This is a genomic window from Achromobacter sp. T5-5 (genome assembly GCF_055397965.1).
In genome coordinates, this window is sequence record NZ_AP027919.1 from 5,861,888 (window position 1) to 5,877,634 (window position 15,747).

The window sequence follows — 15,747 nt, forward strand, 5'->3', positions numbered from 1 at the left end:
GGGGGCCGCGCCCGGCAGACCGGATACCTGCTACCTGAGGTCTGACCCCTAGTGCAGGCGTTCGGGCACGCTGACGCCCGGTTCGGACGCCGCCAGGCTCTGCATGGGCTCCGACGTGGCCCGGATACGGCGGCGCAGCACTGCCGTGGGCTCGGCCGGCGGCGCGACCGGCGCCGCCACGCCGCGCCAGGCGTTCGACATGGCTTCCACCACCAGCGGCAGGTCGCGCAGCCGGTGGTACTGGCTGCGCAGCCAGCGGGAATCGTTGCCGGACCGCATGGCGTCGTCGCGCAGGGCGGCGATCATGTCGCCCGTGCCCAGCTCTTCGGCCACCGGCATCAGCCGCTGGAACAGCGCCCGCAGATGGTCCATCAGACGCACCCGCTGGCCATCGGGCATCACGTAGCTGCCCTGCAGGCCAAAGCGGCAGGCCTGGAAATGATTGCTGCGATAGGACAGCCAGGCGCTGTCGCCGGGGTCTTCCTCGCGCATCAGCAGGACGGCCAGCGCCTGCGCAAAGGCGGCCACCTGGCAGGCCCGCTCGACCGTGAGCGGCGTGTCGCAGACGCGGATCTCGACCGTGCCGTACTCGGGCTTGGGACGGATGTCCCAGTACAGGTCCTTGATGCTTTCGGCCAGGCCGAACGCGCGCAGTTGCGAAATATGGGCTTCGAACTGGTACCAGTCCTTGACCTCGGGCGGCAGGTGGCCGGCGAGCGGGAAGCTGTTGACCGCGTTCAGGCGCGAGCACGAGAACAGGGTATCCACGCCCTCGCAGTAGGGCGAAGAGGCCGACAGCGCAATGAAATGCGGCACGTAGGGCGACAGGCGGCGCAGCAGCTTGATGGAATCGTCGCCGCTCTTCACGCCCAGGTGGATGTGCTGGCCGAACACCGTGAATTGACGCGCCAGGTAACCATACATTTCGGCCAGGTACTGGAAGCGCGGGGTATCCGAGATGGACCGCTCCTGCCAGCGCATGAAGGGATGGGCGCCGCCGCCGGCCACGGAAACGCCGACGGCATCGGCGGCTTCGACCAGCGCATCGCGCATCTCGCGCATCTCGGTCAGCAGACCCATCGGGTGCTCGTGCACCGAGGAGTTCAGTTCGATCATGGACCGCGTGATTTCCGGTTTGACGCGGTCGGCAATGGGATGGTTGGCCATCTGGGCCAATAGTTCGTCAGAGGCTGCAGCAAGGTCAAAACTGCGGGGGTCGATCAGTTGCAGCTCGAGTTCGATGCCCAGGGTGTTGGGGGCCGACGAAATGAACGGGATCTGTTCCATCTCGGACTCCTTTGAATGTTTGATGAGGGTATGCGCCGTTCGACCTTGAAGCCCGGCAACTTCCCGGGGGGCACTAGACGGCGGCTTGTGAACGCATGATAGCCGCAGCTTTGTGGCAAAACGATTGAAAATCGTGACATTTGTGTGCAACATCGCGAATCATCCCGTTTTGCCCTCTGAAGAAAAGTGAGCAAGCGCTTACAACACAGGATTGACGCGGGTTCCCGGGCGGCGAGGCGCCGCAGGCCAGTCTGCAAGGGGGTTTCGAGACGGGGTGGGATAACCCTTTATAGGGTTATCCCCTACAAAATTGCGGGGCACCGGCAAGGCTGCCGGGGGGCTACCGGCGCTTACTTGCGCCAGAAAATCGGCGTGAAGAGCACCAGCACCGTCATCAGTTCCAGGCGTCCGATGAGCATGGCAAAGGTGCAGACCCAGATCTGGAAATCCGACAGCACCGCAAAGCTGCCCATCGGCCCGACGGGGCCCAGGCCCGGCCCGGTGTTGTTGACGGTGGCGAACACGGCCGAGAACGCCGTGATGGGATCCAGGCCCGACAGCAGCAGCAGGCTGGTGAACACGGCGATGGTCATCCCGTAGAACAGCATGAAGGCCAGCACGGACGACATGGTCCGCGTCTCCACCGCCCTTCCGCTGATCCGGACCGGACTGACGGCATGCGGGTGCAGCATCATCACCAGTTCATTGCGGGCCTGCTTGACCAGCAGGATGGCGCGGATCATCTTGATCCCGCCCCCCGTGGACCCGGCCGACGTGGAGAAGCCCGACAGGAGCAGCATCGTCAGCGGCGCGAACAGCGGCCACTGCGCATAGTCCGTATTGGCGTAACCGGTCGTCGTCGCCACCGAGATGGTGTTGAACATGCCATAGCGCAGCGCCTCCAGCGGGTCGGCATAGACCCCCTTGAAGAACAGGAAGACCGAGATGACCAGGCCGGCCCCCAGCACGATGACCAGGTAGGGAATGGATTCCGGACAGCGCCAGTAGGCGCGCGGGCTGCGCTGCCGCAGGGCGTTGAAGTGCGTGGCGAAATTGATGCCGGCGATCAGCATGAAGACCATGGCCACCATTTCCACCGCCACGGAATCGAAATGCGCGAAGCCGTCGTCCCAGGTGGAAAAGCCGCCCAGCCCCATGGTGGTGGCCATATGGCACCACGCCTCGAACCAGGACAGCCCGGCAAGCCGATAGGCCAGGAAGCACAGGATCGAAAACGCGAAATACACCGCGTACAGGGCCTTGGCCGTGCTGGCGATGCGCGGCGTCAGCCGCTCGTCCTTCATGGGGCCCGGGGTTTCCGCCCGGACCACCTGGTGCCCGCCGACGCCCAGCAGGGGCAGAATGGCCACGGCCAGCACCAGGATGCCCATGCCGCCGATCCAGACCAGCGTGGCGCGCCACAGGTTGATCGACGGCGGCAAGGCGTCCAGGTTGGTCAGCACCGTGGCGCCGGTGGTGGTCAGCCCCGACATGGCCTCGAAATACGCGCTGGTGAACGACAGCGGCAGCCCGGCGCGATGGAAGTAGAGCATCAGCGGGATGGAGGCCAGCAACGGCAGCCCGGCCCACACCGCCGACACCAGGACAAAGCCGTCGCGCGCCCGCAATTCGCTGCGATGGGGCCGCGTCAACGCGACCAGGCCGCCGCCGATGCCAATCGAGATCAGGAACCCGTCGCGGAAGGCATCGCGCGCCCCATCCGCCCCCATATAGGCGATGAACACCGGAATCAGCATGGTGAGGGCGAACATCACCATGGTGAGGCCCAGGATGTACAAGGTGGCCAGTACGCGCTTCATGGAGGCTTAGCCGGCTGCGCGGGGGCCGCGCATGGGTGGGAGCACGCGGCGCATCAGAAAAATGACGCCGAGACCTGGAACAGCTTTTCCACCCGCGGCATCTGCTGGCGCGAGGGCACGAAGACGATGACGTGGTCGTCGGTTTCGATCACGGTGTCGGCGTCAGGCAGGATGATCTCTTCGCCACGCACCAGCGCGCCGATGCTGGCGCCCTTGGGCAGGCTGATCTGTCCCACCGCGCGGCCGACTACCTTGGAGGTGGAGCGGTCGCCGTGGGCGATGGCTTCCAGCGCCTCCGCGACGCCCTGGCGCAGCCGGTGCACCGCGACCACGTCGCCCCGGCGCACGTGCCGCAGCAGTTCGCTCATGGTGGCCTGCGAGGGCGACACGGCGATGTCGATATGGCTGCCCTGCATCAGTTCGCCGTAGGCCTGGCGGTTGATCAGCGCGATCACCTTGCGCGCGCCCAGCCGCTTGGCGAGCAGGGACGACATGATGTTGTCTTCGTCGTCGCTGGTCAGCGCCAGCCACGTGTCCATGTCTTCGATGTTTTCGCGCTCCAGCAGGGCCTCGTCGGTGCCGCTGCCGTGCAGGATCAGCACGCTGTCCGGGAGCTGGGTCGCCAGGTATTCGCAGCGCTTCAGGTCGTGCTCGATGATGCGGACGCTGTATTTTTCCTCGGCGAGCTGGCGCGCCAGGCGCAGGCCGATATTGCCGCCGCCCGCGATCATCACGCGGCGCACCGCCCGTTCGGCGTCGCGCAGCTTCCTGACGGCGCGGCGGGCATGGTCCGAGTCCACCACCAGCACCACTTCGTCGCCCGGCGCGACGACCGTGCCGCTGCCCGCCCGCAGCGGGCGCCCGCCACGCAGCACGTCGATCACGCGCGCCTTCACGTCGGGCCAGACATCGCGCAGCTTGTCGACGGACGAATGGGCCATCGGGCTGCCGTGCCCCACGCGCACGGTGACGACGCTGACGCGGCCCTCGGCAAATTCGACGACCTGCAGGGCTTCGGGGAACTCGATGAGGCTGTGCAGGTAGGTGGTGACGCTGCGCTCGGGACTGATGAGCGCGTCGATGCAGAAGCCCTCTTCGCTCATGAGCTCCGGATGCTCGGGAAACTCGGCCGAACGGATGCGGGCAATGCGGCGGGGGATGTTGAAAAGCTGGCGCGCGATCTTGCACGCGACCATGTTGGCGGAATCGGAGGCCGCACAGGCGATGAGCAGGTCCGTGTCGGCGGCGCCGGCGTTTTCAAGCACCGACACCTGCGAGCCGTCGCCCCGGACGACGCGCAGGTCAAAGTGTTCTTGCAGGTATTTGAGCTGGACCGGATCGGAATCGATGACCGTGATGTCGTTCTGTTCGGACACCAGGTTCTCCGCCACGCTGGTGCCTACGCGGCCAGCGCCCATGATCAGGATCTTCATGTGCTGCGCTTGCGCGCGGACTCGATGCCCAATTGCTTGAGCTTGCGATAGAGGTGGGTGCGCTCCAGTCCGGTCCGCTCGGACACGCGCGTCATGCTGTGGCTTTCCCTGACCAGATGGTATTCAAAGTAGATGCGTTCGAATTCGTCGCGCGCCTCGCGCAGCGGCTGGTCCAGCGAGATGCTGCCCAACTGGCCGTTCGAGGTGGCCGGCGCATCCGAGGCGGACACGGCAGCCAGGGCGGCGGGCGGATCCAGTTCGTCTTCCAGGGCCACCACCGGACTGGGCGCGGCCGGGTTGGCGGCGGCCGGCGCGGGATGCGGCAGGCGGCCGCGCGCCAGGCCCGCGGCAACGGTCTTTAGCAGACGCTGTAGCGTGATGGGCTTTTCCAGGAAATCCATGGCGCCGATGCGCGTGGCTTCGACCGCCGTGTCGATGGTGGCATGGCCGCTCATCATGATGACGGGCATGTCCAGGAGGCCCTGCGAACCCCACTCCTTGAGCAGGCTCACGCCGTCGGTGTCGGGCATCCAGATGTCCAGCAACACCAGATCAGGACGCATGCGAAGGCGGGCAGCGCGCGCTTGCGCCGCGTTTTCGGCCAGCTCGACCGTGTGTCCCTCGTCGTAAAGGATTTCCGACAAAAGCTCGCGTATACCGACTTCGTCGTCAACCACCAGAATTCTGGCCATAAAGCATCCACCTATTGCGTAGCCGCATTATCCTTTTCTTGCGCGGTCGCGTCCATAGTGTCGGCCCCCGGCGCCAGCCGGGTCAACAGGATGGAAATCCGCGCCCCTCCTTCCTTGCGGTTTGCAAGGTCGATACGCCCGCCATGCTCTTCCACGATCTTGCGGACGATTGCCAATCCTAACCCAGTCCCGTGGGACTTTGTGGTTACGTAGGGCTCGAACGCGCGCTGCATCACCTGCGGCGGGAAGCCCGGGCCGGTGTCCGCCACCGTGAAACGTAGCGCCTGGTGGGCCACGCGATCGGGCTGCTCGCTGCGCATGAGCTGGGTCGTGACGCTGACGCGGCCCTGCCCGCCCATTTCCGCGATCGCGTCGCGGGCGTTGGAAAGCAGGTTGTGGATCACCTGGCGAAGCTGGGTCGGATCGCCTTCGATGTCCGGCAGGTCCGCGCCCAGGCTCACATCCAGATTCAGGGCCTTTCCGGTCAGGCGCGGCGAGGCGCCGTCGGGCTCCCAGCCGTAGAGCGACAGCACGTCCGCCACCAGCGCGTTGAAGTCGATGCGCTGCATGACGGCGGGCGGCGTGCGGGCGTACTCGCGGAAGTCGTCCACCATCTGCTTGAGCGAAGCCACCTGATTGACGATGGTATTGGTGGAACGCTCGACGATCTGCGCCTCGGCGGGGGGCAGCTTGCCCTCCAGCTTCATGGCGAGGCGCTCGGCCGACAGCTGGATGGGCGTCAGGGGATTCTTGATCTCGTGGGCCAGGCGGCGCGCCACCTCGCCCCACGCCACCGTCCGGTTGGCGGAAATCACTTCGGTGATGTCGTCGAACACCACCAGATAGCCGTTGCCGCGCCCGTCCACGCGCAGATGCGTGCCCCGCGCGAGCAAGGTGAGCGGCTGGGAGGGCGCCGCCCCCTCGACCTGCGCAGGCGCGATCTCGAACTGCTGCTGCCAGTGCTGGCGCTCGGAGCCGACCGCGGCGTGGGTGGAAAAGGCCTGCCGCACGATGTTGGCGAATTCCAGCATGCCGTCCGCGGTCTCCAGCGGGCGGCCGATGACCGAACGCAGGTCCGCGCCCAGGATGGTCTGGGCGCCCTGGTTGACCGTGGTGACGCGGAACGCTTCGTCAAACACCAACACGCCGGAAGACAGGTTGGACAGCACGCTTTCCAGGTAGACGTTGGAGCGCTCGAGCTGCTGGCGGTTGCTTTCGACCATGCGGCGCGCCTCGTCGAGCTGGCGCGTCATGGCATTGAACGAACGGGTGAGCTGGCCGACTTCGTCGCGTTCGGGGGGCTCGGGCAGGGGCCGGTAATCGCCCACGCCCACCGCCTGCGTGCCGCCCGCCAGGCTGAGCAGCGGGCGCACCAGGCGCTTGGACAGGGACAGCGCCACCGCGATGGCGCCAAAGGCTGCCAGCAGCAGCGCCAGCGTCAGCGTAATGCCGTAAAGCTTGCGCAGGCCCAGCCGCGACAGCGCCAGTTCCTGGTAATCGCGAAAGCCCTGCTGAACCAGGTTGGCGTTGTGCGCGATCTGTTCGGGCACCGGCTGCAACAGTTGCAGCCAGCGCGGCTCGGAGGCCGGGCCGAGCAGGTTGTCGTAGCGGTCCGGGCCGTTCAGCGGAATCACCACGCGCAGGTGCAGGCCGCCCTCCGCGCCGGGCGTGACCGGATCGTCGGCTTCCGCCGCGGAATAGCCGCGCGCCAGCCGTAGCTGGTTCATCACGGTGGGCGGCGGCGCGGCGGGCAAAAGCTGGCCGTACTGGCTGGTCGAGAACGCCACCATGCGCCCGCTGCCCGTGAACACCATGGCCTCCTGCACCCCATTGGCCTCGCGCAGCCGCGTCAGCGCCAGCGTCACGCCGCTGTCCGTGCTGCGGTTCAGTTCCATCGCCATCGAGCGGGCGCGCGCGTCCAGGTCCGCCAGCAGCGAGTCCAGCGCGGCGCGGCCCAGGTTCAGCCCGGCCTCCAGCGCGGTGTCCACACGGACGTTGAACCAGGACTCGATCGAGCGCGACATGAACTGCACCGACACGGTGTAGATGAGCGCGCCCGGCACCACGCCGATCAGCGCGAACGCCAGCGAAAAGCGCGCGGTGAGCCGCGCGCCGAATTGCCGGCGCCGGATCTGCCGCGCCAGCCGCACCGTCAGCGCGACCACCCAGACGAAAAGCGCCAGCGCGAAAATGCCGTTCAGGACCAGCAGCGTGTCGTAGTAGCGCGCAAAGCGCGAGGCGTTTCCGGTGGACCAGGCCAGCAGGCCCAGCAGCGCCAGTCCGCTCACGGCGCCCACCATCAGCGCCAGCCGAAGCAAAAGCCTCATGAGGGGTCTTTCTCCTTGTCGCCCAGCATGAACGAGAAGTCCATCCACGGGGTCGCCTGGGCCCAGGAACTGCTGTTCAAGGCGTTCACCTGGAACGGCCTGGGCAAGAGCGACGTGTCCAGCCGCAGGCGCAGCTGCCCATCGTATTGCACACCCACGTCGAAATCGCCGGCGTCCGCGACCCGCCAATTGCGGATGTGGCGGATGAGGCTCATGGCGTCGTCCAGCGAGGCCACCGGAAAGGACAGCTCGCCCACGCCCGCGCGCCACTGGCGGGTCAGCGCGTTATAGACCACGCGCCAGGTGCGGGAGGTGTCCACCAGCGACTTGTCGAACCAGTACCAGCGCTCCTGGGTGATGGTGAGGTCGGCCGTGAAATACAGGGCGACGCCGCGCTGGGCGGCATCCCGCAACTGCTGGTTGAGTTCGAACTCAATATCCGCATCGATTTCGAGGTTGCCGTCGCGCACCATCGGATCCACCCGCGTCACACGGGCTTCCGATGCATGAGCCAATCCACCCGGCGCGGAGGAAAGCAAGGCAGTTACCAGCAACAACCCAAGAAATAAGCGCGAAATAATGGACATACGGCACCGGAACTACGTCATGCCCCTATTCTTGGGGATTCAGGACTGCTTGGCAAACAAGGCGTAGAAAAATCCGTCGTGTTGCGCCGCGGGTGTTGCATCGACAGCAACAGGCAGCAATTGGCCGGGGGCATCGAGCCGCGTCGCATCCGGGTGGCGCTGCAGGAACTCCAGGGCCTGGCGGGTGCCTTCGATGGGGAAAACCGAGCAGGTGACGTAGAGCAGGCGGCCACCGGGGGCCACGGTGGTCCACAGCGCATCCAGGATCCGGGTCTGCAGGCTGGCAGTGCGGCGCAGGTCGCTTTCGCGGCGCAGCCAGCGGATGTCGGGGTGGCGGCGCACGATGCCCGACGCCGTGCACGGCACGTCGGCCAGCACCGCGTCAAAGGGCTTGCCGTCCCACCAGGCGTCCAGGTCGGCGGCATCGGCGGCCTTCAGCCGGACATGCTCGCCGGCCAGGCCCAGCCGCGCCAGGTTCTGTTCCACGCGAACCAGGCGGTCGGCATCGGCGTCCAGGGCCAGCAGGTCGATGTCGGCGAGCTCCAGCAGGTGCGCGGTCTTGCCGCCGGGCGCCGAGCAGGCGTCCAGGACCCGCATGCCGTCGGCGGGCGCCAGCAGTTCGGCCGCGAGCTGCGCGCCCGCGTCCTGCACCGACCACCAGCCCTCGGCAAAGCCAGGAAGCTGCACCACGGGCTTGGGGGTGGCGAGCACCACGCCCGACTGGCCCACGGGCTGGGCCGCCAGGCCGGCATCCTCGAACGCGGCCAGCACCTGTTCGCGGGTCGCGCGCCGGCGGTTGACCCGCAGGGTCAGCGGGGCCGGGACGTTGGCGGCCGCCAGGATCTCGCGCCATTCGCGCGGATAGGCCACGGCAAGCAGCTTGACCCACCAGCCGGGATGGTTCCATTGCGCTTCGGGGCTGTCGGCCACCGCGGCCTCCAGCGCGGCGCGTTCGCGCAGGAACCGACGCAGGCAGGCATTGAGCATGCCTTTATAGGACGCAAGGCTGCGCGAGCCGGCCGCCGCGGTCACCGCCTGGTCCACGACCGTATGCGGCGCGTAGACCGGCATGCCGGGCAGGCTTTCGGCCGCGTCGCCCGCTTCCTTCAGCAGCGTCAGCGACACGAGCAGCAGGGATTCGAAAAACACGCTGGGATAGCGCTGCACCATTTCGCGGCCGACCGCATCGGCCCAGCCCAGATAGCGCATCGCATGGAACGACACGGCCTGCGTGGCCGGCCGCAAGGCCGAATCGACGTCGGCCAGCGCCTCCGTGAGCGAGCGGCCATCCAGCACGCCCTCGACCACCCCCGCGCTGGCAAGAAGGACGGATGAAAGCGGAGGAGCCAGATGGGGAGTATCGGAACGCGTGGACATTGGTGCGAAATCAAAGAGTAAGACCGCTATGGTAGCCCGGACCTGGACGGACGGCAGTGGTCGCGGCACACTGGCTCCCTGTCCCGGAGGCCCCCCATGACCCTCGCCACCCTGCTGCTGTTCGTCCTGGCTTCGGCCGTCACCATCATCACGCCCGGCCCCACCGTGCTGCTTGCCATGAGCAACGGCTCGCGCCACGGCGTGCGGGCGGCCTGCTGGGGCATGGGCGGCGCGGTGCTGGCCGACCTGGTCCTGATCGGCGCGGTGGCCTGCGGCCTGGGCGTGGTGCTGGCCGCCTCGGAGGTCGCCTTCCAGATCGTCAAATGGGCCGGCGCGGCCTATCTGGCGTGGCTGGGCTGGAAGCTCCTGCGGTCGGACGCGGCGCTCACGCTGCCTTCCGAGAAGCCCCGAGACGCCCGCCCGGCAGGCCTGGCGCTGGGCCTGCGCAGCTTCGTCGTCGCCCTGACCAACCCCAAGGCCCTGCTCTTCATGTCGGCCTTCCTGCCCCAATTCATCAATCCCGCCGCGCCCCTACCCGCCCAGTACGCCCTCCTGGCCGCCGTCATGGCGCTGATGAACATCGCTGCGATGCTGGCCTACGCGGCGCTCGGCGCGCAGATGGTGCGCGCCTTCCAGACGGGCGGCCTGCGCTGGCTGAACCGGGTCTGCGGGGGGCTGCTGATCGGATTGGCGGGAACGCTGGCGCTGTACCGGCGGGCGGCTTGATAGGTTGCTGGCGGTGCCTCCCACCCGATCAACGGACGGCCACGATCCCCAGCGCATTCATCGTATCGGTGGTCATCTGGCCACTGGGGGGCAATGACTTGAGCGTTTGGAAATGCTTGAGCGCCGCCGTCGTCGCCGGCCCCAATACGCCATTAATCGGTCCCTCGTACAACCGAAGCGACGTCAATTTGATCTGCACCCGCATGATCTGCAATTTCAATTTCTCGGCGCGGCTTAGTTCCACATTTTCGGAGGCGGGATCAGCCTTTTGGGGCGCGGCATTCATGGAAGGATTTTTCGATGATGACGAGGATGGAACGGCCGGTCGCGCCGACGAATTGGAAGAATCGCTTTTCGCATCTGGCGAGACCGGGGCCGAATACAGCGGACTCGATGTTGGAGAAGTTCGATTCGGAGCAGAGTACGTGGGCCCCCGACTACTCGAACCCGAGTAGTGAGACCTGTGGCTAGAGTGCGATCGATGGCTCGAATGCGATCTGTGGCCCGCGAACAAATTTTCATAGCCGTAATTCAGCGGCCGAAGAGGCACTGCATTGGGCTCATTGAGAGCATCCAGTACGAGCTGCTCAGAAGGCGTAGCAGCGCTTGCGACTTTACCTCCGAACACGGAAAGTCCCGCCATGAATACGCTTATGTTTTTTATGAATCGGCTCATTCAGATTTTTCCTTCTTCAAAATTTGAATAATCCTTGTCGGCTTCCAGCCGCGGTCATGCCACGCGAAAAATCCAGAACAATCGGGCTTCACCTCACAGCCATCACAGGACGCTACATACACGTTCTTCCAGTCCGAGATACTGCGATGTGCATAGCTTCGAAGCTCCTCCGGTAGCGCACAAAGGGGCGCATTCATAAAAAGATAGGGCACTTTGTGGCGAGCCAGGATGCGAGCGGCAAGTTGCAGGGAGTCTTTCCAGTCAAGCAGGTCCACTTCGCAGAGCTCAGGGTTGGCCAGAGCAAAACCAACCGGTTCGCACGCCATAAGGGCGACCTCCTTGACAAAGGGAAGATTTCTTCCGATGAACGTGCACAGCGCAGGGAGTATTTCCAGTACAGGCCGAATGAGAACTACCCGCAGTTGCACCGGCTGGCGCCGGGATTGCAGATTTAGCAGTCCCAAAATAGTTTCATCAAAAGCACCGGGCGCCTGAACCACGAAGTCGTGCAGGAAATCGGCATGCCCATAAAGAGGTACTAGCCAGGTAACCGATGCGCCCAGGCCTTCCAGCAATTGCCGACTCAGTTCTGCGTGAGCCAATAGACGCCCGTTCGTCAACAACTCCAAGCGGGTCTCGGGAAATCTATTGCTCAAAACATCAAACACCGCCCTAAGTTGCGGGCCCAGCAACAAAGGCTCTCCGCCGCTCAAGCCCAGTACACGAGGAGCGCATCGCAGATGACGAACGACATCCAATGTCTCTTCGACCATCCAGGCGTCATCTTGCAACGTCGGGGGCTGCGAGCACATCAGACAATTGCTATTGCAGCGGTTCGTAAGCTGAAGACTGTGATGAAGATCCGACTCGCGATGAAGCACCGAGACCTCTGAACGCGCGGGAACGGCTGCAACGACGTCACCGTATTCCAGATTCGGCGCGTCCACCCAATCAACATTGGACAAACCTGCGGCTTGGTAACGTTCCACCAACGCACGTTGGGACGGCGTGCGGATCAAAGCGAGAAATTGCAGGTCCGGTTGCCATTGCGTCGCCAGCGAATCGACATCGACCACCCGGCATACACGACTGCATTCAATTGCCTTGCCAAACCTGGCTTTCAGCCGACGCATGTTTGAGCTCCGAATTGGCTCCAGGCTGGGCCCAGTCATGAAAAAGGTCCAACTGATCGGGAGCCGCGTTCTTCAGACAGGAGAAAAAATAATCAAAAAGCCACTGATGCCGCTGGCAGTGTTCAGTTTCAAGCGACGGAGTATCCATATTTCCGAACTGGGCCTGGGCATCCACCGGATTAGGCGCACAGAAATTTTGGTAGGCACAGGTTCGGCAGCCTTCCATACGGTTCACGAGACTGGCATTGACCAAGCGCTGCTGCAAGGGCGTCTGCCGTAACGCCTCCAGCTTTGCACCTATCGGTCCTAACCGCAGTGATGTATCGCCAGTTTCCGCCAGCATACGAGCTTCGTCGCTGGGATACACATATCCATCGTAGTTGTAGACCAGCACGCTTTGGCCTGCGCCTGTGGGGCTTTGCAGGTCGACGTAACCCGCGTCAAACGGCGACAATATTTTGTTGAGGATTATGGAAGCATAGACTTCCCGCAGCGCTTTACCTTGGCGATTCCAATACAAGACGCGATCAAAAGCCCGCGAATAGAACGCGTAGAACTGTTCCGGCCGATATCCCAAAAGGGTTAGATTGCGCTTGGCAAAACCATAACTACTCAGGGGTCGAACAAATATTTCGCGTAGACCCAGCTTCACGTATTCATCGACAATCGCTTCGGGACAGGCCAATGATGCTCGAGTGGTTGTCATCAAGGCAGATACCGCATCATGTCCCAGTCTGGTACGCGCCAATTCGATACCAGCGACCGTTCGTTCATAGGCATTGCGGCCCAGGCTGGGTCGATTGCGATTATGAAGTGCTGCCGGACCGTCAATGCTGGTCGACAACAGAACATCATGCTGACCGAAGAAATCGCACATTTCTGGGGTCAACTGGTGCAAAGAGGACGAGATCACGAATCGGACCGTCCGGCCTTCTTGTTTGTTTCGGATTTGAATTCGATCTATGGCCGCTTGCACCAAGTCGAATCGCAACAAGGGGTCGCCGCCTTGAAACTCAACCGTCAAGACCGGCGCGTCGCTTTCAAATACGCTATCGCAGGCTGCAAACAGGTTGGACAGGCTCAAACTGTAGCCCGAATCCGACAGGGAACGGCTGACTTGACAGTATTGGCACGAATGCTCGCATTGCAAAGTGGGAACCAGTATGTGCAGGCTCGGCCCTCCGGTGACCGTCTCGCGCCTGGCGGATATTCGCGAAACCAGTAAGCGGCGATTGCCGGGACTATGGTGGCTACCTAGGAAGAATCCCGCCTTCAAGTCCGCCTGCAATGCCAGTGGCAACTCGGACGTCTGGCCATTTATCAGCGATTCAGCATGCTCAGGGGTAAGAAAAACGTGATCTCCCGTACCGCTTACCGCGATGTATTCATTTCCAATCGAGCGGATCTGGAATGGTAAAAGCTCCACGGCATACGAATTCAAACGAATATCCTCCCGCGCGCGCAACCGGCTTTCTCAAGCACTTGATCTGCCTAATTACACCAAATTTCCCGATAATTCTATCGAATGCCTACTAGAAATAGCGGCAGATCAAAATTCCATCGTGTATTTGCGGCGTCGCCGATGCAGAAAAGCCAATCCGGCAACCGCGTTTTCTTGCATCGCTCCGGGTGCCGGCCGCAGGCCAAACGCGAGCGCTCGCTACCAAGAACGCCCCGTCAAACGCCAGACCAGGCGCCTCCCCGGTCTGCCCGCGCTCCTTCCGATCCCGCCTCGGATGATCACGGGCTGCTGCCCCACCACATACGGCAATGCCGTATAATTTCGCGCTATTCCGCCATCGCCCACGGTGCGGCCTCCAACCTGAATTCGATTGGCGGGACGTCTCGCGCCGTCCATCCCATTGATTGAGTCATGAATAAGGCTGTCCAGCCTGCCCGGTCCGTCCGGTGGCAGGCGTCGCATATCAGCGAAGCGCGCAATCGCGTCGGCCTGCCGCAGGCGGATTTCGCGGCGTTGCTGGGCGTGAGCGTGCGCACCTTGCAGGATTGGGAGCAAGGCCGGCGCAACCCCTCGGGCGCCGCGCAGACATTGCTGCGGGTGGCCATGCTGTATCCGGAAACGCTGCGCGACCTGACCTCGCAGGACGCGACTGCCTGATCCCGACCCTTTGACGATTACCCCGCCGCACCGCCTATGCCCGTGCGCGAACCTACGGTGAACCAGATTGGAAATTCTTGAACGATCCCGGCCCGGCAAAGGCGCCGGCAGCGCCGCCAGCAACGGCAACAGCTCGACCCTGGACGCGATCGCGACGGCGGCGCAAGGAGCGGCTCCCGGCCGCGCGCCGCGCGTGGGCTTCGTGTCCCTCGGCTGTCCCAAGGCCCTGGTCGACTCCGAGCGCATCCTGACCCAGCTGCGCACCGAAGGGTACGAAGTCACGCCCGAATACAACGACGCGGACGTCGTGGTCGTCAACACCTGTGGTTTCATCGACAGCGCCAAGGCCGAATCGCTGGAAGCCATCGGCGAGGCCATCGCCGAGAACGGCAAGGTCATCGTGACCGGCTGCATGGGCGTCGAGGAATCGGTGATCCGCGACGTGCATCCCAGCGTGCTGTCGGTGACCGGTCCCCAGCAATATGAAGAGGTGGTGCGCGCCGTGCACAGCGCCGCGCCGCCCAACAAGGACCACAATCCGTACGTGGACCTGGTGCCGCCGCAGGGCGTGAAGCTCACGCCGCGCCACTATGCCTATCTGAAGATCTCGGAAGGCTGCAACCATCGTTGCAGTTTCTGCATCATCCCCTCGATGCGCGGCGACCTGGTCAGCCGTCCGGTGGGCGACGTGCTGAACGAAGCCGAGCGCCTGGTGAAGGCAGGCGTGAAGGAACTGCTGGTGATCTCGCAGGACACCAGCGCGTATGGCGTGGACATGAAGTACCGCAGCGGCTTCTGGAACGGCCGCCCGGTCAAGACGCGCATGACCGAGCTCTGTGTGGCCCTGTCCGAAATGGGCGTCTGGACGCGGCTGCACTATGTGTACCCGTACCCGCACGTGGACGAGGTGATCCCGCTGATGGCCGAGGGCAAGATCCTGCCCTACCTGGACATCCCCTTCCAGCACGCCAGCCCGCGCATCCTGAAGGCCATGAAGCGCCCGGCCTTCGAAGACAAGACGCTCGCGCGCATCAAGCGCTGGCGCGAGATCTGTCCGGACCTGACGATCCGCTCGACGTTCATCGTGGGTTTTCCCGGCGAAACCGAGGAAGACTTCCAGTACCTGCTGGACTGGATGCAGGAGGCGCAGCTCGACCGCGTGGGCTGTTTCCAGTATTCGCCGGTTGAGGGTGCGCCCGCCAATCTGCTGGACGATCCGGTGCCGGATGACGTCAAGCAGGACCGCTGGGAACGCTTCATGGCGTTGCAGCAGACCATCTCGACGCAGCGCCTGGCGCGCAAGGTCGGCCGCGAGATCGACGTGCTGATCGACGAAGTCGACGAGGACGGCGCCGTGGGCCGCAGCGCGGGCGACGCGCCGGAAATCGATGGCTGCGTCTACGTCAGTTCGGACCAGCCCCTGAAGGCGGGCGACATGGTGCGCGTGCGCGTCACCGATTCCGACGAATACGATCTCTGGGCCGACGCGATCTGACTTCAAAAAAAACGCCGGCCGGCGCGTCAACACGCGCCGGCCGGCGTTTTGACCGGCGGCTCAAGCAGCCGCGCG

13 protein-coding genes are annotated in these 15,747 nt (G+C 64.2%); 3 read left to right on the forward strand and 10 right to left on the reverse strand.

The annotated features are described in order from the left end of the window. Window positions 1–48 precede the first annotated feature (48 nt). The 7 genes from ACZ50Q_RS26485 to rsmB form a co-directional block, all read right to left on the reverse strand. Complete coding sequence (locus ACZ50Q_RS26485; protein WP_464080002.1) at window positions 49–1,287, reverse strand: YbdK family carboxylate-amine ligase; 1,239 nt, start codon at window positions 1,285–1,287, stop codon at window positions 49–51. A 350-nt stretch (window positions 1,288–1,637) separates the two neighbouring features. Beyond that, window positions 1,638–3,107 carry a TrkH family potassium uptake protein gene (locus ACZ50Q_RS26490; RefSeq protein WP_464080003.1) on the reverse strand — a complete coding sequence of 490 codons (1,470 nt, stop codon included), beginning with the start codon at window positions 3,105–3,107 and terminating at the stop codon, window positions 1,638–1,640. A gap of 53 nt (window positions 3,108–3,160) precedes the next feature. Further along, window positions 3,161–4,540, reverse strand: coding sequence for a Trk system potassium transporter TrkA (gene trkA / locus ACZ50Q_RS26495; RefSeq protein ID WP_076518564.1), 1,380 nt, complete (start codon window positions 4,538–4,540; stop codon window positions 3,161–3,163). After that, on the reverse strand, window positions 4,537–5,232 hold the full coding sequence (locus ACZ50Q_RS26500) for a response regulator (protein ID WP_092579194.1): 696 nt from the start codon (window positions 5,230–5,232) through the stop codon (window positions 4,537–4,539). The genes trkA and ACZ50Q_RS26500 overlap by 4 nt, the downstream gene beginning before the upstream one ends. A gap of 11 nt (window positions 5,233–5,243) precedes the next feature. Beyond that, window positions 5,244–7,559, reverse strand: a complete 2,316-nt coding sequence (locus ACZ50Q_RS26505) for a sensor histidine kinase (RefSeq protein ID WP_464080004.1) — start codon at window positions 7,557–7,559, stop codon at window positions 5,244–5,246. Beyond that, window positions 7,556–8,146, reverse strand: coding sequence for a DUF4390 domain-containing protein (locus ACZ50Q_RS26510; protein WP_083714243.1), 591 nt, complete (start codon window positions 8,144–8,146; stop codon window positions 7,556–7,558). The genes ACZ50Q_RS26505 and ACZ50Q_RS26510 overlap by 4 nt, the downstream gene beginning before the upstream one ends. A gap of 39 nt (window positions 8,147–8,185) precedes the next feature. Further along, a complete protein-coding gene (rsmB, locus tag ACZ50Q_RS26515) occupies window positions 8,186–9,523 on the reverse strand; it encodes a 16S rRNA (cytosine(967)-C(5))-methyltransferase RsmB (protein WP_464080005.1) in 1,338 nt (445 codons plus the stop codon). Between the two features lie 96 nt (window positions 9,524–9,619). Between rsmB and ACZ50Q_RS26520 the strand changes: the two genes are divergently transcribed. Next, window positions 9,620–10,249, forward strand: a complete 630-nt coding sequence (locus ACZ50Q_RS26520) for a LysE family translocator (RefSeq protein ID WP_464080006.1) — start codon at window positions 9,620–9,622, stop codon at window positions 10,247–10,249. Between the two features lie 28 nt (window positions 10,250–10,277). On the opposite strand, the gene hxsA is transcribed toward ACZ50Q_RS26520, so the two are convergent. The 3 genes from hxsA to hxsB are packed head-to-tail and all read right to left on the reverse strand — an operon-like array spanning window position 10,278 to window position 13,499. Next, entirely contained in the window at window positions 10,278–10,925 is a 648-nt protein-coding gene (gene hxsA, locus ACZ50Q_RS26525) for a His-Xaa-Ser repeat protein HxsA (protein WP_464080007.1), read from the reverse strand. Next, entirely contained in the window at window positions 10,922–12,058 is a 1,137-nt protein-coding gene (gene hxsC / locus ACZ50Q_RS26530) for a His-Xaa-Ser system radical SAM maturase HxsC (protein WP_464080008.1), read from the reverse strand. Before hxsC ends, hxsA begins: the two co-directional genes overlap by 4 nt. Next, window positions 12,021–13,499: a His-Xaa-Ser system radical SAM maturase HxsB gene (gene hxsB / locus ACZ50Q_RS26535; RefSeq protein ID WP_464080009.1), complete on the reverse strand. Its 1,479-nt coding sequence runs from the start codon at window positions 13,497–13,499 to the stop codon at window positions 12,021–12,023. Before hxsB ends, hxsC begins: the two co-directional genes overlap by 38 nt. A 432-nt stretch (window positions 13,500–13,931) precedes the next feature. Between hxsB and ACZ50Q_RS26540 the strand changes: the two genes are divergently transcribed. Continuing rightward, a complete protein-coding gene (locus ACZ50Q_RS26540) occupies window positions 13,932–14,177 on the forward strand; it encodes a helix-turn-helix domain-containing protein (RefSeq protein WP_076518557.1) in 246 nt (81 codons plus the stop codon). A gap of 148 nt (window positions 14,178–14,325) precedes the next feature. Further along, window positions 14,326–15,672 (forward strand): 30S ribosomal protein S12 methylthiotransferase RimO, encoded by a 1,347-nt coding sequence (gene rimO, locus ACZ50Q_RS26545; protein ID WP_076521908.1) that lies wholly within the window; start codon window positions 14,326–14,328, stop codon window positions 15,670–15,672. The last annotated feature ends 75 nt before the right edge of the window (window positions 15,673–15,747 follow it).